The sequence below is a fragment of the Paraburkholderia sp. J41 genome (genome assembly GCF_905220235.1).
Classification (GTDB): domain Bacteria; phylum Pseudomonadota; class Gammaproteobacteria; order Burkholderiales; family Burkholderiaceae; genus Paraburkholderia.
Map to the genome: position 1 here is coordinate 111412 of NZ_CAJMZE010000017.1, position 16447 is coordinate 127858.

16 protein-coding genes and 1 tRNA gene are annotated in these 16447 nt (G+C 62.9%); all 17 read left to right on the forward strand.

The genetic code is table 11. The features are described 5' to 3' along the window. Window positions 1-91: 91 nt before the first annotated feature. The 17 genes from U5805_RS18915 to U5805_RS18995 all read left to right on the forward strand — a co-directional run bounded on the left by U5805_RS18915 (window position 92) and on the right by U5805_RS18995 (window position 16434). Complete coding sequence (locus U5805_RS18915) at window positions 92-1105, forward strand: NAD(P)H-quinone oxidoreductase (protein WP_322105021.1); 1014 nt, start codon at window positions 92-94, stop codon at window positions 1103-1105. A 120-nt stretch (window positions 1106-1225) separates the two neighbouring features. Next, window positions 1226-2008, forward strand: a complete 783-nt coding sequence (tpiA, locus tag U5805_RS18920) for a triose-phosphate isomerase (protein WP_322105022.1) — start codon at window positions 1226-1228, stop codon at window positions 2006-2008. A gap of 92 nt (window positions 2009-2100) precedes the next feature. Continuing rightward, entirely contained in the window at window positions 2101-2511 is a 411-nt protein-coding gene (secG, locus tag U5805_RS18925; protein ID WP_322105023.1) for a preprotein translocase subunit SecG, read from the forward strand. A gap of 112 nt (window positions 2512-2623) precedes the next feature. Further along, window positions 2624-2708, forward strand: a tRNA-Leu gene (locus U5805_RS18930). Between the two features lie 161 nt (window positions 2709-2869). Beyond that, on the forward strand, window positions 2870-3229 hold the full coding sequence (locus U5805_RS18935) for an NADH-quinone oxidoreductase subunit A (RefSeq protein ID WP_322105024.1): 360 nt from the start codon (window positions 2870-2872) through the stop codon (window positions 3227-3229). Between the two features lie 76 nt (window positions 3230-3305). Continuing rightward, window positions 3306-3785: a NuoB/complex I 20 kDa subunit family protein gene (locus U5805_RS18940; RefSeq protein WP_027819582.1), complete on the forward strand. Its 480-nt coding sequence runs from the start codon at window positions 3306-3308 to the stop codon at window positions 3783-3785. Window positions 3786-3807: 22 nt separating this feature from the next. Beyond that, window positions 3808-4413 (forward strand): NADH-quinone oxidoreductase subunit C, encoded by a 606-nt coding sequence (locus U5805_RS18945; RefSeq protein WP_322105025.1) that lies wholly within the window; start codon window positions 3808-3810, stop codon window positions 4411-4413. Window positions 4414-4422: 9 nt separating this feature from the next. After that, the gene (locus U5805_RS18950) at window positions 4423-5676 is read left to right on the forward strand and encodes an NADH-quinone oxidoreductase subunit D (protein WP_322105026.1); all 1254 of its coding nucleotides are present in this window, start codon (window positions 4423-4425) and stop codon (window positions 5674-5676) included. A gap of 139 nt (window positions 5677-5815) precedes the next feature. Then, window positions 5816-6301 carry an NADH-quinone oxidoreductase subunit NuoE gene (gene nuoE / locus U5805_RS18955; RefSeq protein WP_322105027.1) on the forward strand — a complete coding sequence of 162 codons (486 nt, stop codon included), beginning with the start codon at window positions 5816-5818 and terminating at the stop codon, window positions 6299-6301. Continuing rightward, window positions 6298-7626 (forward strand): NADH-quinone oxidoreductase subunit NuoF, encoded by a 1329-nt coding sequence (gene nuoF, locus U5805_RS18960; protein WP_322105028.1) that lies wholly within the window; start codon window positions 6298-6300, stop codon window positions 7624-7626. The genes nuoE and nuoF overlap by 4 nt, the downstream gene beginning before the upstream one ends. Before the next feature lie 130 nt (window positions 7627-7756). After that, window positions 7757-10090: an NADH-quinone oxidoreductase subunit NuoG gene (gene nuoG, locus U5805_RS18965; protein WP_322105029.1), complete on the forward strand. Its 2334-nt coding sequence runs from the start codon at window positions 7757-7759 to the stop codon at window positions 10088-10090. Continuing rightward, window positions 10091-11155, forward strand: a complete 1065-nt coding sequence (gene nuoH, locus U5805_RS18970) for an NADH-quinone oxidoreductase subunit NuoH (protein WP_322105030.1) — start codon at window positions 10091-10093, stop codon at window positions 11153-11155. A gap of 12 nt (window positions 11156-11167) precedes the next feature. After that, window positions 11168-11656, forward strand: coding sequence for an NADH-quinone oxidoreductase subunit NuoI (gene nuoI / locus U5805_RS18975; protein ID WP_322105031.1), 489 nt, complete (start codon window positions 11168-11170; stop codon window positions 11654-11656). A 174-nt stretch (window positions 11657-11830) separates the two neighbouring features. Beyond that, window positions 11831-12526: an NADH-quinone oxidoreductase subunit J gene (locus U5805_RS18980; RefSeq protein WP_322105032.1), complete on the forward strand. Its 696-nt coding sequence runs from the start codon at window positions 11831-11833 to the stop codon at window positions 12524-12526. Window positions 12527-12546: 20 nt separating this feature from the next. Next, window positions 12547-12852 carry an NADH-quinone oxidoreductase subunit NuoK gene (nuoK, locus tag U5805_RS18985; protein ID WP_006052894.1) on the forward strand — a complete coding sequence of 102 codons (306 nt, stop codon included), beginning with the start codon at window positions 12547-12549 and terminating at the stop codon, window positions 12850-12852. 11 nt (window positions 12853-12863) lie between these two features. After that, complete coding sequence (gene nuoL / locus U5805_RS18990; RefSeq protein WP_322105033.1) at window positions 12864-14921, forward strand: NADH-quinone oxidoreductase subunit L; 2058 nt, start codon at window positions 12864-12866, stop codon at window positions 14919-14921. Between the two features lie 13 nt (window positions 14922-14934). Then, the gene (locus tag U5805_RS18995) at window positions 14935-16434 is read left to right on the forward strand and encodes an NADH-quinone oxidoreductase subunit M (protein ID WP_322105034.1); all 1500 of its coding nucleotides are present in this window, start codon (window positions 14935-14937) and stop codon (window positions 16432-16434) included. Window positions 16435-16447: the final 13 nt, after the last annotated feature.

The window sequence follows — 16447 nt, forward strand, 5'->3', positions numbered from 1 at the left end:
TGCTGAGAATGTGAAGCAGGGATGGCATGGCGCCTGCACGGCGGGCGCCATGCCATCCAGACCGGAACGCCACGCGCAAGGGAGAAGCAAGATGAAGGCAGTCGAGATTACGGAATTCGGTGCGCCGGACGTGCTCAAGCTGGCCGAACGGCCGACCCCCGAGCCGAAAGCCGGGGAAGTGCTGATCAAGGTGAGCGCCTCGGGCGTGAACCGTCCCGACGTGTTTCAGCGCAAGGGCTCGTACGCGCCGCCGCCCGGCATCTCCGATCTGCCTGGGCTGGAGGTGGCGGGCGAGATCGTCGGCGGTAATATCGACGAGAAAAACAATCCTTTCGGCCTCAAGGTCGGCGACCGCGTGTGCGCGCTGATCGCGGGCGGCGGTTATGCCGAATATGCCATCGCCCCGCTCGGCCAGTGTCTGCCGGTGCCGAAGGGTTTGAGCGACGTCGAGGCGGCGTCGCTGCCCGAGACCTTTTTTACGGTCTGGAGCAACGTGTTCCAACGCGCGCAACTCGGGCGCGGCGAGGGCGGCCAGAACGAAACGCTGCTCGTGCAAGGCGGTTCGAGCGGCATCGGCGTCACGGCGATCCAGATCGCGCATGCGCTGGGTTTTCGCGTGTTCGCGACGGCCGGCTCGGACGACAAATGCCGCGCATGCGAGGAGCTGGGCGCGGAGCGCGCGATCAATTACCGCGACGGCGATTTCGTCGAAGTGGTGAAGGCGCTCACGAACGACCGCGGCGTGGACGTGATCCTCGACATGGTGGCGGGCGGCTATGTGCCGCGCGAGCTTTCCGCGCTGGCCGACGGCGGCCGCCTCGTGCTGATCGCGACCCTCGGCGGCGCGAAAGCCGAAGTCAACATGGCCGAAATCATGCGCCGGCGCCTGACGATCACCGGGTCGACGCTGCGCGCGCGCTCGGTCGACTTCAAGGCCCGGATCGCGCAGGAGCTGAAGCAAACCGTCTGGCCGCTCGTGGAAGAGGGCCGTATCAAGCCGGTCGTGTTCCGCGTGTTTCCCGCAGCGCAAGCCGCCGAGGCCCATGCGCTGATGGAAAGCAGCGAGCATATCGGCAAGATCATGCTGGACTGGAACGCCGCATGAGGGGTTGCACTTGATTTTCCGGACGTTTTTCGCGCAGCGAAGGCGTCCTGGTTTGACCCGCGCGGATTTCACGCAGTAAAATTATGTGTTTTGCGTCCGCTTTTAACAGCAACCGGAACAATGACGAAACTACGATCGAAGCTTGTAGTCGGTAACTGGAAGATGCATGGCCGCCTGGCGGCCAACGCGGCGCTGCTCCAGGGCGTCGCGCGCGGCGCGCAAGCGCTGCCCGCGGGCGTGCAGGTCGGTGTATGCGTGCCGTTTCCCTATCTCGCGCAGGCGCAGGCGCTGCTCGGCGGCAGCCGGGTCGCGTGGGGCGCGCAGGACGTGTCCGCGCACGAGCAGGGCGCTTACACGGGCGAGATCGCCGCGGGCATGATCGTCGACTTCGAAGCCGCTTATGCGATCGTGGGTCACTCCGAGCGCCGCGCGTATCACGCCGAAAGCTCGGAAGTGGTTGCGCAGAAGGCGTTGCGCGCGCTGACAGCGGGCTTGACGCCGATCGTCTGCGTGGGCGAAACGCTCGCCCAGCGTGAGTCGGGCGAAACGGCGCGTGTGGTTGGCGCGCAGCTCGACGCGGTGCTGGCGGCGCTTTCGGAACAAGAGGCGGCGCGCATCGTCGTGGCTTACGAGCCGGTCTGGGCGATCGGCACCGGCAAGAGCGCGACTTCGGAACAGGCGCAGGAGGTGCATGCCTTTCTGCGCGCGCGTCTCGCGGCCAAGGGTGCGGCGGTGGCGAACGTGCCGCTGCTCTACGGCGGCAGCGTGAAGCCCGAAAATGCGGCGGAACTCTTCCGCCAGGAAGACATCGACGGCGGCCTGATCGGCGGCGCGTCGTTGAAAGAAGGGGATTTCCTCGCGATTTGCACGGCCGCTGCGGCGGGCGAAAGCGTCGCGGGCTAAAGGCTTGCGGGCGGCGCGTCGGCGTCGCGCGGGCTGCTTATGCGTCTTGTCCGCGAGGGCGGGGCGTTTCAACCAGGACTCAGGTGAGTGTGATGCTGTATTTGAAAACGTTGATTATCGTCGTTCAGCTTCTGTCGGCGCTCGGGGTGATCGGCCTCGTGTTGTTGCAGCACGGCAAGGGCGCGGACATGGGCGCCGCATTCGGCAGCGGCGCCTCGGGCAGCCTGTTCGGCGCGAGCGGTTCGGCCAACTTTTTGTCGCGTACCACGGCCGTTCTCGCAACGGTGTTTTTCGTGTCCACGCTTGCATTAACGTACCTGGGGTCGTATCATTCGAAGCCTTCGGCGGGCTTACTGGGCGCCGCGGCTTCGGCTCCTGTCGTGGCTTCGGCCCCCGTCGTTCCGGCCTCGGCAGCCTCGGCTCCGGTAGCGGCGTCGCCGGTTTCTTCGGCAGCAGCGGCTCCCGCGGCAGCGTCGAATCCGGGCAACGACGTACCGAAGTAAAATTTTAAAAACTTGTTTTTGTGCGTTGAACAAAGAGCGAAAACAAGTTAGAATTTAAGTCTTGAAGCGATTCGCGGGTTGCAAGGATTTGTTGTCCCGGATTGCATGTAGTGCCGACGTGGTGAAATTGGTAGACACGCTATCTTGAGGGGGTAGTGGCGAAAGCTGTGCGAGTTCGAGTCTCGCCGTCGGCACCAATGTTATCTAAAAGATGCCAGCCGCTTGCTTCAGCTTCGGCTGGCATTTTTGCTTCTTACGTCGTGTTTGTTTTCTGTTCGCAGCGCGAAGTATGTGAAGTGACTCCCGCGGAGCGATCGAAGTTCCGCGGAACCTCAGAACCAACCGATAGAGGATAGCCTTGAACCTCGCTGCCTATTACCCCGTTCTCCTGTTCCTCCTCGTGGGTCTCGGTCTGGGCATAGCGCTGGTCACCATCGGCAAGATCCTCGGTCCCAACCGGCCCGACAGCGAAAAGAATTCGCCGTACGAGTGCGGCTTCGAAGCGTTCGAAGACGCGCGCATGAAGTTCGACGTACGCTATTACCTCGTGGCCATCCTTTTCATCATCTTCGACCTCGAAACGGCGTTCCTGTTTCCGTGGGGCGTGGCCCTGCGCGATATCGGCTGGCCCGGTTTCCTGTCGATGATGCTGTTTCTGCTCGAATTCCTGCTGGGCTTCGCCTACATCTGGAAGAAAGGCGGTCTCGACTGGGAATAATGGATCAATCGCCGGATAGCATCGGCGGCACTGCAGGACGCGACACTGCGGGCCGTTCGTCTGGAGTGGAAAGCACATGAGTATCGAAGGGGTCTTGAAGGAAGGGTTTGTCACCACCACGGCTGACAAGCTGATCAACTGGACGCGCACCGGCTCCCTGTGGCCGATGACGTTCGGCCTGGCGTGTTGTGCGGTCGAAATGATGCACGCGGGCGCGGCCCGCTACGACCTCGACCGTTTTGGCGTGGTGTTCCGCCCGAGCCCGCGTCAATCGGACGTGATGATCGTGGCCGGCACGCTCTGCAACAAGATGGCGCCCGCGCTGCGCAAGGTCTACGACCAGATGGCCGAGCCGCGCTGGGTGATCTCGATGGGATCGTGCGCGAACGGCGGCGGCTACTATCACTATTCGTATTCCGTCGTGCGCGGCTGCGATCGCATCGTGCCCGTCGACGTCTACGTGCCGGGTTGCCCGCCGACAGCGGAAGCCCTGGTGTACGGGGTGATCCAGTTGCAGGCGAAGATTCGCCGCACCAGCACCATCGCCCGTCAATAAAGGCCGAGCGCCTCCTCACAATATGGCAAGCAAACTCGAGACCCTGAAAGCGAACCTCGAAGCGACCCTTGGTGCGCGCGTCGTCAGCCTCACCGAAGCGCTCGGTGAGTTGACCTTGGTCATAAAAGCGGTAGATTACCTGAACGTTGCCCTGGAACTCCGCGACAATCCGTCGCTGCGTTTCGAGCAACTCATGGACCTGTCCGGCGTCGATTATCAGACGTACGGCGACGGTGCGTGGGAAGGCCCGCGCTTCGCGGCCGTCTCGCATCTGCTTTCTCTCACCAACAACTGGCGTTTGCGTCTGCGCGTGTTCGCGCCGGACGACGACGTGCCCATCGTTCCCTCGGTCGTCGAAATCTGGAGTTCGGCCAACTGGTACGAGCGCGAAGCATTCGACCTGTTCGGCATCGTCTTCGAAGGCCATCCCGACCTGCGCCGCATCCTGACCGACTACGGCTTCATCGGCCATCCGTTCCGCAAGGACTTCCCGGTTTCGGGCTATGTCGAAATGCGTTACGACCCGGAACAGAAGCGCGTGGTCTACCAGCCGGTTACTATCGAGCCGCGCGAAATCACGCCGCGCGTGATCCGCGAGGATCGTTACGGCGGTCTGAGGAAACACTAAGAGGGTCGCATGTCAGAGATCAAGAACTACACGCTCAACTTCGGCCCGCAGCACCCGGCAGCGCACGGTGTGCTGCGCCTCGTGCTCGAGCTTGACGGCGAAGTGATCCAGCGCGCCGATCCGCATATCGGCCTCTTGCATCGCGCGACCGAAAAGCTCGCCGAGAGCAAGACGTTCATCCAGTCGGTGCCGTACATGGACCGTCTCGACTACGTGTCGATGATGGTCAACGAGCACGGCTACGTGATGGCCATCGAAAAGCTGCTCGGCCTCGACGTGCCGGTGCGCGCGAAGTACATCCGCGTGCTGTTCGACGAAATCACGCGCGTGCTGAACCACCTCATGTGGATCGGCTCGCACGCGCTCGACGTCGGCGCGATGGCGGTGTTCCTCTACGCGTTTCGCGAGCGCGAAGACCTGATGGACGTCTACGAGGCGGTGTCGGGTGCGCGCATGCATGCGGCTTACTACCGGCCGGGCGGCGTGTACCGCGACCTGCCCGACGCAATGCCGCAATACAAGGCGTCGAAAATCCACAACGAGAAAGCGCTGGCGAAGATGAACGAGGCGCGCCAGGGCTCGCTGCTGGATTTCATCGACGACTTCTTCACGCGCTTTCCCGGTTGCGTCGACGAGTACGAAACGCTCCTCACCGACAACCGCATCTGGAAGCAGCGTCTCGTGGGCATCGGCGTGGTGAGCCCCGAGCGCGCGATGCAGCTTGGTCTTTCCGGCGCGATGCTGCGTGGTTCGGGCATCGAATGGGATTTGCGCAAGAAGCAGCCGTACGAAGTTTACGATCAACTGGACTTTGACATTCCCGTGGGCGTGAACGGCGACTGCTACGACCGCTATCTCGTGCGCGTCGAGGAAATGCGTCAATCCACGCGCATTGCGAAACAGTGCATTGAGTGGCTGCGCAAGAATCCGGGTCCGGTGATGGTCGACAATCACAAGGTTGCGCCGCCCTCGCGCGTGAACATGAAGTCGAACATGGAAGAGCTGATTCACCACTTCAAGCTCTTTACGGAAGGCTTCCATGTGCCGGAAGGCGAGGCGTACGCCGCGGTCGAGCATCCGAAGGGCGAGTTCGGCATCTACCTGGTGTCGGATGGCGCGAACAAGCCGTATCGTCTGAAAATCCGCGCGCCGGGCTATGCGCATCTGGCGGCGCTCGATGAAATGGCGCGCGGGCACATGATTGCCGACGCGGTCACGATCATCGGCACGCAAGACATCGTGTTCGGCGAGATTGACCGCTGACCGAGCGCCCAAGCGGTGCGCAGCAAGGTACGCCCGGTCCCGGGCGCACGCAGCATGGAACGCCACGTCTGCCGCAGCGAGTGTATGAAACCCGCGGCAGGTTTTCGTTCGGTAGGAATTGAAAGAGTCGTGTCTGAAAATGATCTCAGCTGAAGGCCTGAAAGAAATCGATCGCGCGTTGACGAAGTATCCCGCCGATCAACGACAGTCCGCCGTGATGGCGGCGTTGGCCGTGGCTCAAGAAGAGCACGGCTGGCTGTCCCCCGAACTCATGCAGTTCGTGGCCGACTACATCAGCATGCCGCCGGTGGCCGTGCAGGAAGTCGCCACGTTCTACACGATGTTCGAGACCAGGCCGGTCGGCAAGCACAAGATCACGCTCTGCACGAATCTGCCGTGCCAGCTCGGCCCGGAAGGCGGCTCGGAGAGCGCCGCCGAATACCTGAAGCAGAAGCTCGGAATCGACTTCGGCGAAACCACGCCCGACGGCAAGTTCACCTTGAAGGAAGGTGAGTGCATGGGCGCGTGCGGCGATGCGCCGGTGATGCTCGTGAACAATCACCGCATGTGCAGCTTCATGAGCCGCCAGAAGATCGACCAGCTGCTCGAGGAGCTTTCGAAATGACTTCGTTGCACGACCGTCACATCAAGCCGCTGATTCTCGCGGGCCTCAACGGCGAGAACTGGCATCTGGAAGATTACGTGGCGCGCGGCGGCTACAAGCAGCTGCGCCGCATTCTCGAAGAGAAGATCGCGCCCGAGCAGGTGATCGCCGACGTCAAGGCCGGCGGTCTGCGCGGCCGCGGCGGCGCGGGCTTTCCGACCGGTTTGAAGTGGAGCTTCATGCCGCGCCAGTTCCCGGGGCAGAAGTATCTCGTCTGCAATTCCGACGAAGGCGAGCCGGGCACGTTCAAGGATCGCGACATCCTGCGCTGGAATCCGCATAGCGTGATCGAAGGCATGGCGATCGGCGCGTACGCGATGGGCATCACCGTGGGCTACAACTATATCCACGGCGAGATTTTCGAGGTGTATCGCCGCTTCGAAGCCGCGCTCGACGAAGCGCGCGCGGCCGGTTATCTCGGCGACAACATTCTGGGCACCGACTTCTCGTTCCAGTTGCACGCGCACCATGGCTATGGCGCGTACATCTGCGGCGAGGAAACGGCGCTGCTCGAATCGCTCGAAGGCAAGAAGGGTCAGCCGCGCTTCAAGCCGCCGTTCCCGGCGAGTTTCGGCGTGTACGGCAAGCCCACGACGATCAACAACACGGAAACCTTCGCGGCCGTGCCCTTCCTGCTGAGCGTGGGTCCGCAGACCTACATGGAGCTGGGCAAGCCGAACAACGGCGGCACGAAGATTTTCTCGGTTTCCGGCGACGTGGAGCGTCCGGGCAACTACGAGATTCCGCTCGGCACGCCGTTCGCCAAGCTCATGGAGCTGGCCGGCGGCATGCGCGGCGGCAAGAAGCTGAAGGCCGTGATTCCGGGCGGTTCGTCGGCGCCGGTCATTCCGGGCGACCTGATGATGCAGACCGACATGGACTATGACTCCATCGCCAAGCAGGGCTCCATGCTCGGCTCGGGCGCGGTCATCGTCATGGACGAAACGCGTTGCATGGTGCGCTCGCTGCTGCGTCTGTCGTACTTCTATTACGAAGAGTCGTGCGGCCAGTGTACGCCGTGCCGCGAGGGCACGGGCTGGCTGTATCGCGTGGTGAATCGCATCGAGCACGGTCAGGGCCGCCAGGAAGACCTGGATCTGCTGAACTCGGTCGCGGGCAACATCATGGGTCGCACGATCTGCGCGCTGGGCGACGCGGCGGCCATGCCGGTGCGCGGCATGCTCAAGCATTACTGGGACGAATTCGAATATCACGTGCACAACAAGCGCTGTCTGGTCGGCGGTCATGCCGGCTCGCACGCGGCCACGGAAACCGTGGCTGCCTGAATGGCGAGCGAGGGCGAGCGCCGGCGCGGCGCTCACAGGACAGCGTGTCATGCGCGATCCGCGTAGCACGACGCAACGGGGAATGCCGCTCGGAAATTGAGCGGTAACAGGTTAGGGACGATTAACCATCATGGTTGAACTTGAAATAGACGGCAAGAAGGTGCAGGTGCCCGAGGGCAGCATGGTGATCCAGGCTGCGCAGCGGGTGGACACGTATATCCCGCACTTCTGCTATCACAAGAAGCTGTCCATCGCGGCCAACTGCCGGATGTGTCTCGTCGACGTCGAGAAGATGCCGAAGGCCGTGCCCGCATGCGCGACGCCGGTTTCGCAAGGCATGGTCGTGCGCACGATGTCCGAGAAGGCGGTGCAGGGCCAGCAAGCCGTGATGGAATTCCTGCTGATCAACCACCCGCTCGATTGCCCGATCTGCGACCAGGGCGGCGAATGCCAGCTCCAGGATCTGGCCGTGGGTTACGGCAAGTCGGCGTCGCGCTACAGCGAAGAAAAGCGCGTGGTGTTCCACAAGAACGTCGGTCCGCTCATCTCGATGGAAGAGATGTCGCGCTGCATTCACTGCACGCGCTGCGTGCGCTTCGGCGACGAAATCGCGGGCGTGATGGAGCTTGGCATGCTCGGCCGCGGCGAGCATTCGGAAATCACCTCGTTCGTCGGCAAGACCGTCGACTCGGAACTCTCGGGCAACATGATCGACCTGTGCCCGGTCGGCGCGCTGACGAGCAAGCCGTTCCGCTTCTCGGCGCGGACGTGGGAACTGTCGCGCCGCAAGTCGGTGAGCCCGCACGACGCGACGGGTGCGAATCTTGTCGTGCAGGTGAAGAACAACCGCGTGATGCGCGTGCTGCCGTTCGAGAACGAAGCCATCAACGAATGCTGGATCTCGGACAAGGACCGTTTCTCCTACGAAGGCCTGAACAGCGAAGACCGCCTCACACGCCCGATGATCAAGCAAGGCGGCGAGTGGGTGGAAACCGACTGGCAGACCGCGCTCGAGTACGTGATCAAGGGCATCAAGGGCATCGCCGACGAGCACGGCGAGAACCAGCTCGCGCTGCTCGCGAGCCCGCACAGCACGCTCGAAGAACTCTATCTCGCGAAGCAGTTCGCGGACGCCATCGGCACGCCGAACGTCGACTTCCGCCTGCGCCAGAGCGACTTCTCCGCGCCGCTCGCGGGCGCGCCGTGGCTCGGCACGAAAATCGCCGAACTCTCGTATGCCGATTCGGCCTTCGTGATCGGCTCGTTCCTGCGCCGCGATCACGCGCTGTTCGCCGCGCGTCTGCGCCAGGCCGCCAAGGGCGGCGCGCAGGTCACGCTGCTTAACGCCACGGCCGACGGTTCACTGATCCCGAACGCGCAACGTATCGTCGCGGCGCCTTCGGCGTGGCTCGACGAACTCGCGTCGATCGCGGCGGCGGCGGCCGAAGCGAAGGGCGTCGCGGTGCCGGAAGGCTTCGCGGGCGCGCAGGCAACCGACGCCGCCAAAGCGCTGGCTGCCTCGCTCTCGAACGGCGAGCGCCGCTATGTGTTGCTTGGCAACGCGGCGGTTCAGCATCCCGAATTCTCGCGTCTGCACGCGGCGGCGCAGTTCATTGCCGACACCACGGGCGCGACGCTCGGCTTCCTGACGGAAGCGGCCAACACGGTCGGCGCGCACCTCGCGGGCGCGCTGCCGGGCCGCGACGGCCTGAACGCGCGCGAAGCGTTCGAGCAGCCGCGCAAGGGCTATCTGCTGTTCAACCTCGAGCCGGAATTCGACACGCTCAATCCGGCCGCGGCACGTGCCGCGCTCGCGCAGGCCGAAATGGTGGCCGTGTTCTCGCCGTACAAGACCGGCCTCGATTACGCCGACGTGCTGCTGCCCGTCGCGCCGTTCACCGAAACCTCGGGCACCTTCGTCAACGCCGAAGGCACCGCGCAAACCTTCAACGGCGTCGTGCGCCCCCTCGGCGACACGCGTCCGGCGTGGAAGGTGCTGCGCGTGCTGGGCACGTTGCTCGGCGCCCAGGGCTTCGAATACGACACGGCCGAGGAAGTCCGCCGCAAGGCGCTCGGCGACGGCGAGCTGGAAAGCCGTCTGTCGAACCGGGCGAGCGCAACGGTCGCGCGCGGCAGCGTGGCGAAGGCCGCGGAAGGCCGCTTCGAGCGCGTCGCCGACGTGCCCATCTATCACGCCGACCCCATCGTGCGTCGCGGCGAAGCGCTGCAACTGACCACCGCCGCGCGCGTGGCGAACGCGGTCGGCCTGCCGGCTGCGTTGTTCGATCAGCTCGGCCTCAAGGAAGGCGACGCCGTGCGCGTGCGCCAGGGCGAACTTTTGGTGACGGCGCCGGCCACGCGCGACGCGAATCTCGCGCCGACGGTGGTGCGCGTGTCGGCGGCCACGGCGGCGGGTGCGCAACTCGGCAGCCTGTTCGGTGAACTGCTGGTGGAGAAGGCGTAAATGAGCTTGTTCGATACGATCAATGCAGGCGGCACCCAGGTGCTCGGCGTGGCGTGGCCCACGGTGTGGGCGCTGGTGCGCATTCTCGTCGTGGCGGTGGTGATCCTGCTGTGCGTCGCGTACCTGATCCTCTGGGAGCGCAAGCTGATCGGCTGGATGCACGTGCGTCTCGGCCCGAACCGCGTCGGTCCCGGCGGCTTGTTGCAGCCGATCGCCGACGTGCTGAAGCTGCTGCTCAAGGAAGTGATTCAGCCCGCGCAGGCGAGCCGGTGGATCTACATGATCGCGCCGATCATGGTGGTGGTGCCGGCCTTCGCGGTCTGGGCCGTGATTCCGTTCCAGGCGGGCGCGGTGCTCGGCAACATCAACGCGGGCTTGCTCTACGTGATGGCGATCTCGTCGATCGGCGTCTACGGCGTGATTCTCGCGGGCTGGGCCTCGAATTCGAAGTATGCGTTCCTCGGCGCGATGCGCGCTGCGGCGCAAATGGTTTCGTACGAAATCGCGATGGGCTTCGCGCTCGTCGTCGTGCTGATGGTGTCGGGCAGCCTGAACCTCTCGGACATCGTTCAGGGCCAGATGCGCGGCATGTTCGCCAACTGGGGCATCACGTTCCTCTCGTGGAACTGGCTGCCGCTGCTGCCGATGTTCGTCGTCTACTTCATCTCGGGCATCGCCGAAACGAACCGCCACCCGTTCGACGTGGTGGAAGGGGAGTCGGAGATCGTCGCGGGTCACATGATCGACTATTCGGGGATGGGCTTCGCGCTGTTCTTCCTCGCCGAGTACATCAACATGATCGTGATCTCGGCGCTGGCCTCGGTGCTGTTCCTCGGCGGCTGGAGCGCGCCGTTCGGCTTCCTCGATTTCATTCCGGGCGTGTTCTGGCTGGTGCTGAAGGTCTTCTTCCTCCTGTCGGTGTTCATCTGGGCTCGCGCGACGTTCCCGCGCTACCGCTATGACCAGATCATGCGCCTCGGCTGGAAGGTGTTCATTCCGGTCTGCGTGGTGTGGCTCATCGTGGTGGGTTTCTGGTACATGTCGCCGCTGAGCATCTGGAAATAAGGAGGCGATGAAATGAACGCTATCCAGAATTTTTTCAAGACTTTCTTCCTCACGGAACTGCTCAAGGGCCTCGCGCTCACGGGCCGCTACACCTTCAAGCGCAAGGTCACGGTGCAGTTCCCGGAAGAAAAGACCCCAATGTCGCCTCGTTTCCGCGGATTGCATGCGCTGCGCCGCTATGAAAATGGCGAAGAGCGCTGCATCGCGTGCAAGCTGTGCGAGGCCGTGTGCCCCGCGCTCGCGATCACGATCGAATCGGAAGTGCGCGAGGACAATACGCGCCGCACGACGCGCTACGACATCGACCTGACCAAGTGCATCTTCTGCGGTTTTTGCGAGGAAAGCTGCCCGGTCGATTCGATCGTCGAAACGCACATTCTCGAGTACCACGGCGAGAAGCGCGGCGACCTGTATTTCACCAAGGATATGCTGCTGGCCGTCGGCGACCGCTATGAAGCGCAGATCGCGGCGAACAAGGCAGCGGATGCACCGTACCGTTGATCTTCTGTTTGACGCTGCATCGGCCCGCGGTTCGGGCCGGCTGCGGGGAACGCGTGTGCTGAAAAAAACCGCGAAGCCGCAGCCTGACCGCCGCGGCGCGACGCTCCCTGGTCTGGCCGCCAGAATGCGCCGCGCACTCCGCCTTACGATGGCCTCAACGATGAACCCGTAATCATGGAATTCACCACCGTCCTGTTCTACATCTTCGCGCTGCTGCTCACGCTGTCAGGGCTGAAGGTGATCACCTCGCGCAATCCTGTCTCGTCCGCGCTCTTTCTCGTGCTCGCGTTCTTCAACGCGGCCGCGATCTGGATGCTGCTCGAGGCCGAATTCCTCGCGATCCTGCTGGTGCTCGTCTACGTGGGCGCGGTGATGGTGCTGTTCCTGTTCGTGGTGATGATGCTGGACATCAACATCGACGTGCTGAGCCGCGACTTCAAGCGCTTCATTCCCGTCGCGACCATCGTGGGCGCGATCATCGTGATCGAAACGGCGCTGATCCTCTGGCACGGCTATGGTGCGACCAGCACGCCGGTGCCCGACACCACGGCGGTGGCGGCGGCTTCGGTCTCGAACACGCATCTGATCGGCAAGATCATCTACACGGATTACATCTTCGCGTTCGAAATCGCCGGCCTCGTGCTGCTGGTGGCGATCGTCGCGGCCATCGCGCTCACGGTGCGCGAGCCGAAGGACAGCAAGCGCCAGAACGTGTCGAAGCAGGTCAACGTGCGCCGCCAGGACCGCGTGCGCCTCGTGAAGATGGATGCGGTCAAGGAAATCCCGGAAGTCGCGCAGACCGACGCGGCCGCGGCCGAAGCCACCGGCGTGGCCGCGCCGGTGCCGTCGGGCTCGGGCACCAAGAGCTAAGCGCCAAGGAGCGAACCACCATGTTGACACTGGCCCATTACCTCGTGCTCGGCGCGATCCTCTTCGCGATCTCGATCGTCGGAATCTTTTTGAATCGGCGCAACGTCATCATCATCCTGATGGCGATTGAGCTGATGCTGTTGGCGGTGAACACGAATTTCGTCGCGTTCTCGCATTATCTCGGTGACGTTCACGGACAGATTTTCGTGTTCTTCGTGCTAACTGTTGCGGCAGCGGAAGCCGCGATTGGTCTGGCTATTCTTGTGACTCTGTTCCGCAGCCTCGACACGATCAACGTCGAGGACCTCGATCAGCTCAAAGGCTAAGGCAGGCTGCTATGGCAACAACACTCAACGAAACCTTATTGCTGGCGATCCCGCTGGCGCCACTCGCCGGTTCTCTCATTGCCGGCTTGTTCGGCAAGACCGTCGGGCGCGCGGGCGCGCATACGGTAACCATTCTGGGCGTGGCGATCGCGTTCGTGCTCTCGTGCATCACGTTCTTCGACGTGCTGAACGGCGCGAGCTACAACGGCACCGTCTACGAATGGATGTCGGTCGGCGGCCTGAAGTTCGAAGTCGGCTTCCTGATCGACTCGTTGACGGCGCTCATGATGATCGTCGTGACTTTCGTATCGCTGATGGTCCACGTCTACACGATCGGCTACATGGCGGAAGAAGAGGGCTACCAGCGCTTCTTCTCGTACATCGCGCTGTTCACGTTCTCGATGCTGATGCTCGTGATGAGCAACAACTTCCTGCAACTGTTCTTCGGCTGGGAAGCGGTGGGTCTCGTTTCGTACCTGCTGATCGGCTTCTACTTCAAGCGTGAAAGCGCCATCTACGCGAACATGAAGGCGTTCCTCGTGAACCGCGTGGGCGACTTCGGCTTCCTGCTGGGCATCGGTCTGCTGCTCGCGTACGGCGGCTCGCTCAACTACAACGACGTGTTCGCGAAAAGCCACGAACTCGCCGCGCTGACGTTCCCCGGCACCTCGTGGAACCTGCTCACGGCCGCGTGCATCTGCCTCTTCATCGGCGCGATGGGCAAGTCGGCGCAGTTCCCGCTGCACGTCTGGCTGCCCGATTCGATGGAAGGCCCGACGCCGATCTCCGCGCTGATCCACGCCGCCACCATGGTGACGGCCGGCATTTTCATGGTCGCGCGCATGTCGCCGCTGTTCGAGCTTTCCGAAGCGGCGCTCTCGTTCATCGTCGTGATCGGCTCGATCACCGCGCTGTTCATGGGCTTTCTCGGCGTCGTGCAGAACGACATCAAGCGCGTGGTCGCTTATTCCACGCTCTCGCAGCTCGGCTACATGACGGTCGCGCTCGGCGTGTCGGCGTATCCGGTCGCGATCTTCCACCTGATGACGCACGCGTTCTTCAAGGCGCTGCTGTTCCTCGGCGCGGGTTCGGTCATCATGGGCATGCACCACGATCAGGACATGCGCAACATGGGCGGCCTGCGCAAGTACATGCCGGTCACGTGGATCACGTCGCTCATCGGCTCGCTCGCGCTGATCGGCACGCCGTTCTTCTCGGGCTTCTACTCGAAGGACTCGATCATCGACGCGGTGAAGCTCTCGCATCTGCCGGGCTCGGGCTTCGCGTATTTCGCGGTGGTCGCGAGCGTGTTCGTCACGGCGCTGTACTCGTTCCGTATGTACTTCCTCGTGTTCCACGGCAAGGAGCGCTTCCGCGATCCGAAGCATCCCGACTCGCCGATGGGCGCCGAAGCCGCCGCGCATGGTCAAGGCCATCATGGCGATCATGGCCACGACGGTCACCACGTGCATGTTCCGCACGAGTCGCCGTGGGTCGTCTGGGTGCCGCTCGTCCTGCTCGCGATCCCTTCGGTGATCGCCGGCGCGGTGGCGATCGGGCCGTTGCTCTACGGCAGCTTCTTCCAGAATGGCGTTGCGTCCCAGAACGTGATCTTCATCGGCGAAAACCATGAAGCGCTCGCCGAGATGGGCAAGGAATTCCAGGGCTGGGCCGCGATGGGCGCGCATGCGTTCGCCGGTCTGCCGGTGTGGCTCGCGCTCGCGGGTGTGGTGGTGGCGTGGTTCTTCTACATGAAGCGCCCGGACCTGCCGGCCGTCGTGCAGCGCACGTTCTCGCCGGTGTACAAGCTGCTGGCAAATGCGTATTACCTCGACAAGATCAACGAAATCGTCTTCGCGCGCGGAGCGGTTGCCATCGGTCGCGGTCTGTGGAAGGAGGGCGATGTCGTCGTGATCGACGGCGTCGTGAACGGGAGCGCCAAGTTTATCGGCTGGTTTGCAACTGTCATTCGATTCCTGCAATCCGGCTATATCTATCACTACGCATTTGCCATGATTATTGGCATGCTTGGCCTCCTTACCCTGTTTGTAACGCTCAGCGGCAAATAAGGCGAGGAAACGCATGCACGCAACTCCGATTCTCAGTATTGCGATCTGGATGCCGATCATTTTCGGCGTCGTGGTTCTAGTAGTGGGTTCCAGACGGAACCCGAGCGCGGACCGCTGGCTCGCGCTCATCGGTTCGGTGCTTAGTTTCCTCGTCACCCTTCCGCTTGTTTCGGGTTTCGACACGACCACGGCTGCGTTGCAGTTCGAAGAGAAGTCGGTCTGGATCGAGCGGTTCAATATCGCGTATCACCTGGGCGTCGACGGCATCTCGATGTGGTTCGTGGTGCTCACGGCGCTCATCACCGTGATCGTCGTGATCGCGGGCTGGCAGGTCATCACGAGGAATGTCGCGCAGTATTACGCGGCGTTCCTCATCCTGTCGGGTCTCATGATCGGCGTGTTCAGCGCGGCCGACGGCCTGCTGTTCTATGTGTTCTTCGAAGCCACGCTCATTCCGATGTACATCATCATCGGCGTCTGGGGCGGCCCGAACCGCGTGTACGCGGCGTTCAAATTCTTTCTGTACACGCTGGCCGGCTCGCTGCTGATGCTGGTCGCGTTGCTGTATCTCTACCGCGTGACGGGTACGTTCGACCTCGCCACCTGGCAGAACGCCCGGCTCGCCATGACGCCGCAAATATTGCTGTTCGTCGCGTTCTTCTTCGCGTTCGCCGTCAAGGTGCCGATGTGGCCGGTTCACACGTGGTTGCCGGACGCGCACGTCGAGGCGCCCACGGGCGGCTCGGTGGTGCTGGCCGCCATCATGCTCAAGCTCGGCGCGTACGGTTTCCTGCGCTTCTCGCTGCCGGTCGCGCCGGACGCGAGTCATTATCTGGCGCCCGTCATCATCACGCTCTCGCTCATCGCCGTGATCTACATCGGTCTCGTGGCGATGGTGCAGGCGGACATGAAGAAGCTGGTCGCGTATTCGTCGATCGCCCACATGGGCTTCGTCACGCTCGGCTTCTTTATGTTCGGCCCGTCGAGCCAGCTCGCGATCGAAGGCGCGATCATCCAGATGATCTCGCACGGTTTCGTCTCGGGCGCCATGTTCCTGTGCATCGGGGTGCTGTACGACCGCATGCACACGCGCGACATCGCCGATTACGGCGGCGTCGTCAACACCATGCCGAAGTTCGCCGCGCTGGCCATGCTGTTCGCGATGGCCAACTGCGGGTTGCCGGGCACCTCCGGGTTCGTCGGCGAATTCATGGTGATTCTGGCGGCAGTGAAGTTCAACTTCTGGATCGCTTTCGGGGCGGCGTTCACGCTGATCCTGGGCGCGGCCTATACGTTGTGGATGTACAAGCGCGTGTACTTCGGCGCCGTCGCGAACGACCATGTTCGCGAGCTGAAGGACATCAACGGTCGCGAATACCTCATGCTGGCGGTGCTCGCGCTGTTCACGCTTTTCATGGGCATCTACCCGAAGCCCTTTACCGATGTGATGCACGTTTCCGTGGAAAACCTCCTCTCCCACGTCGCGGTGTCGAAACTGCCGCTATCACAGTAATACCGAGCGGAGG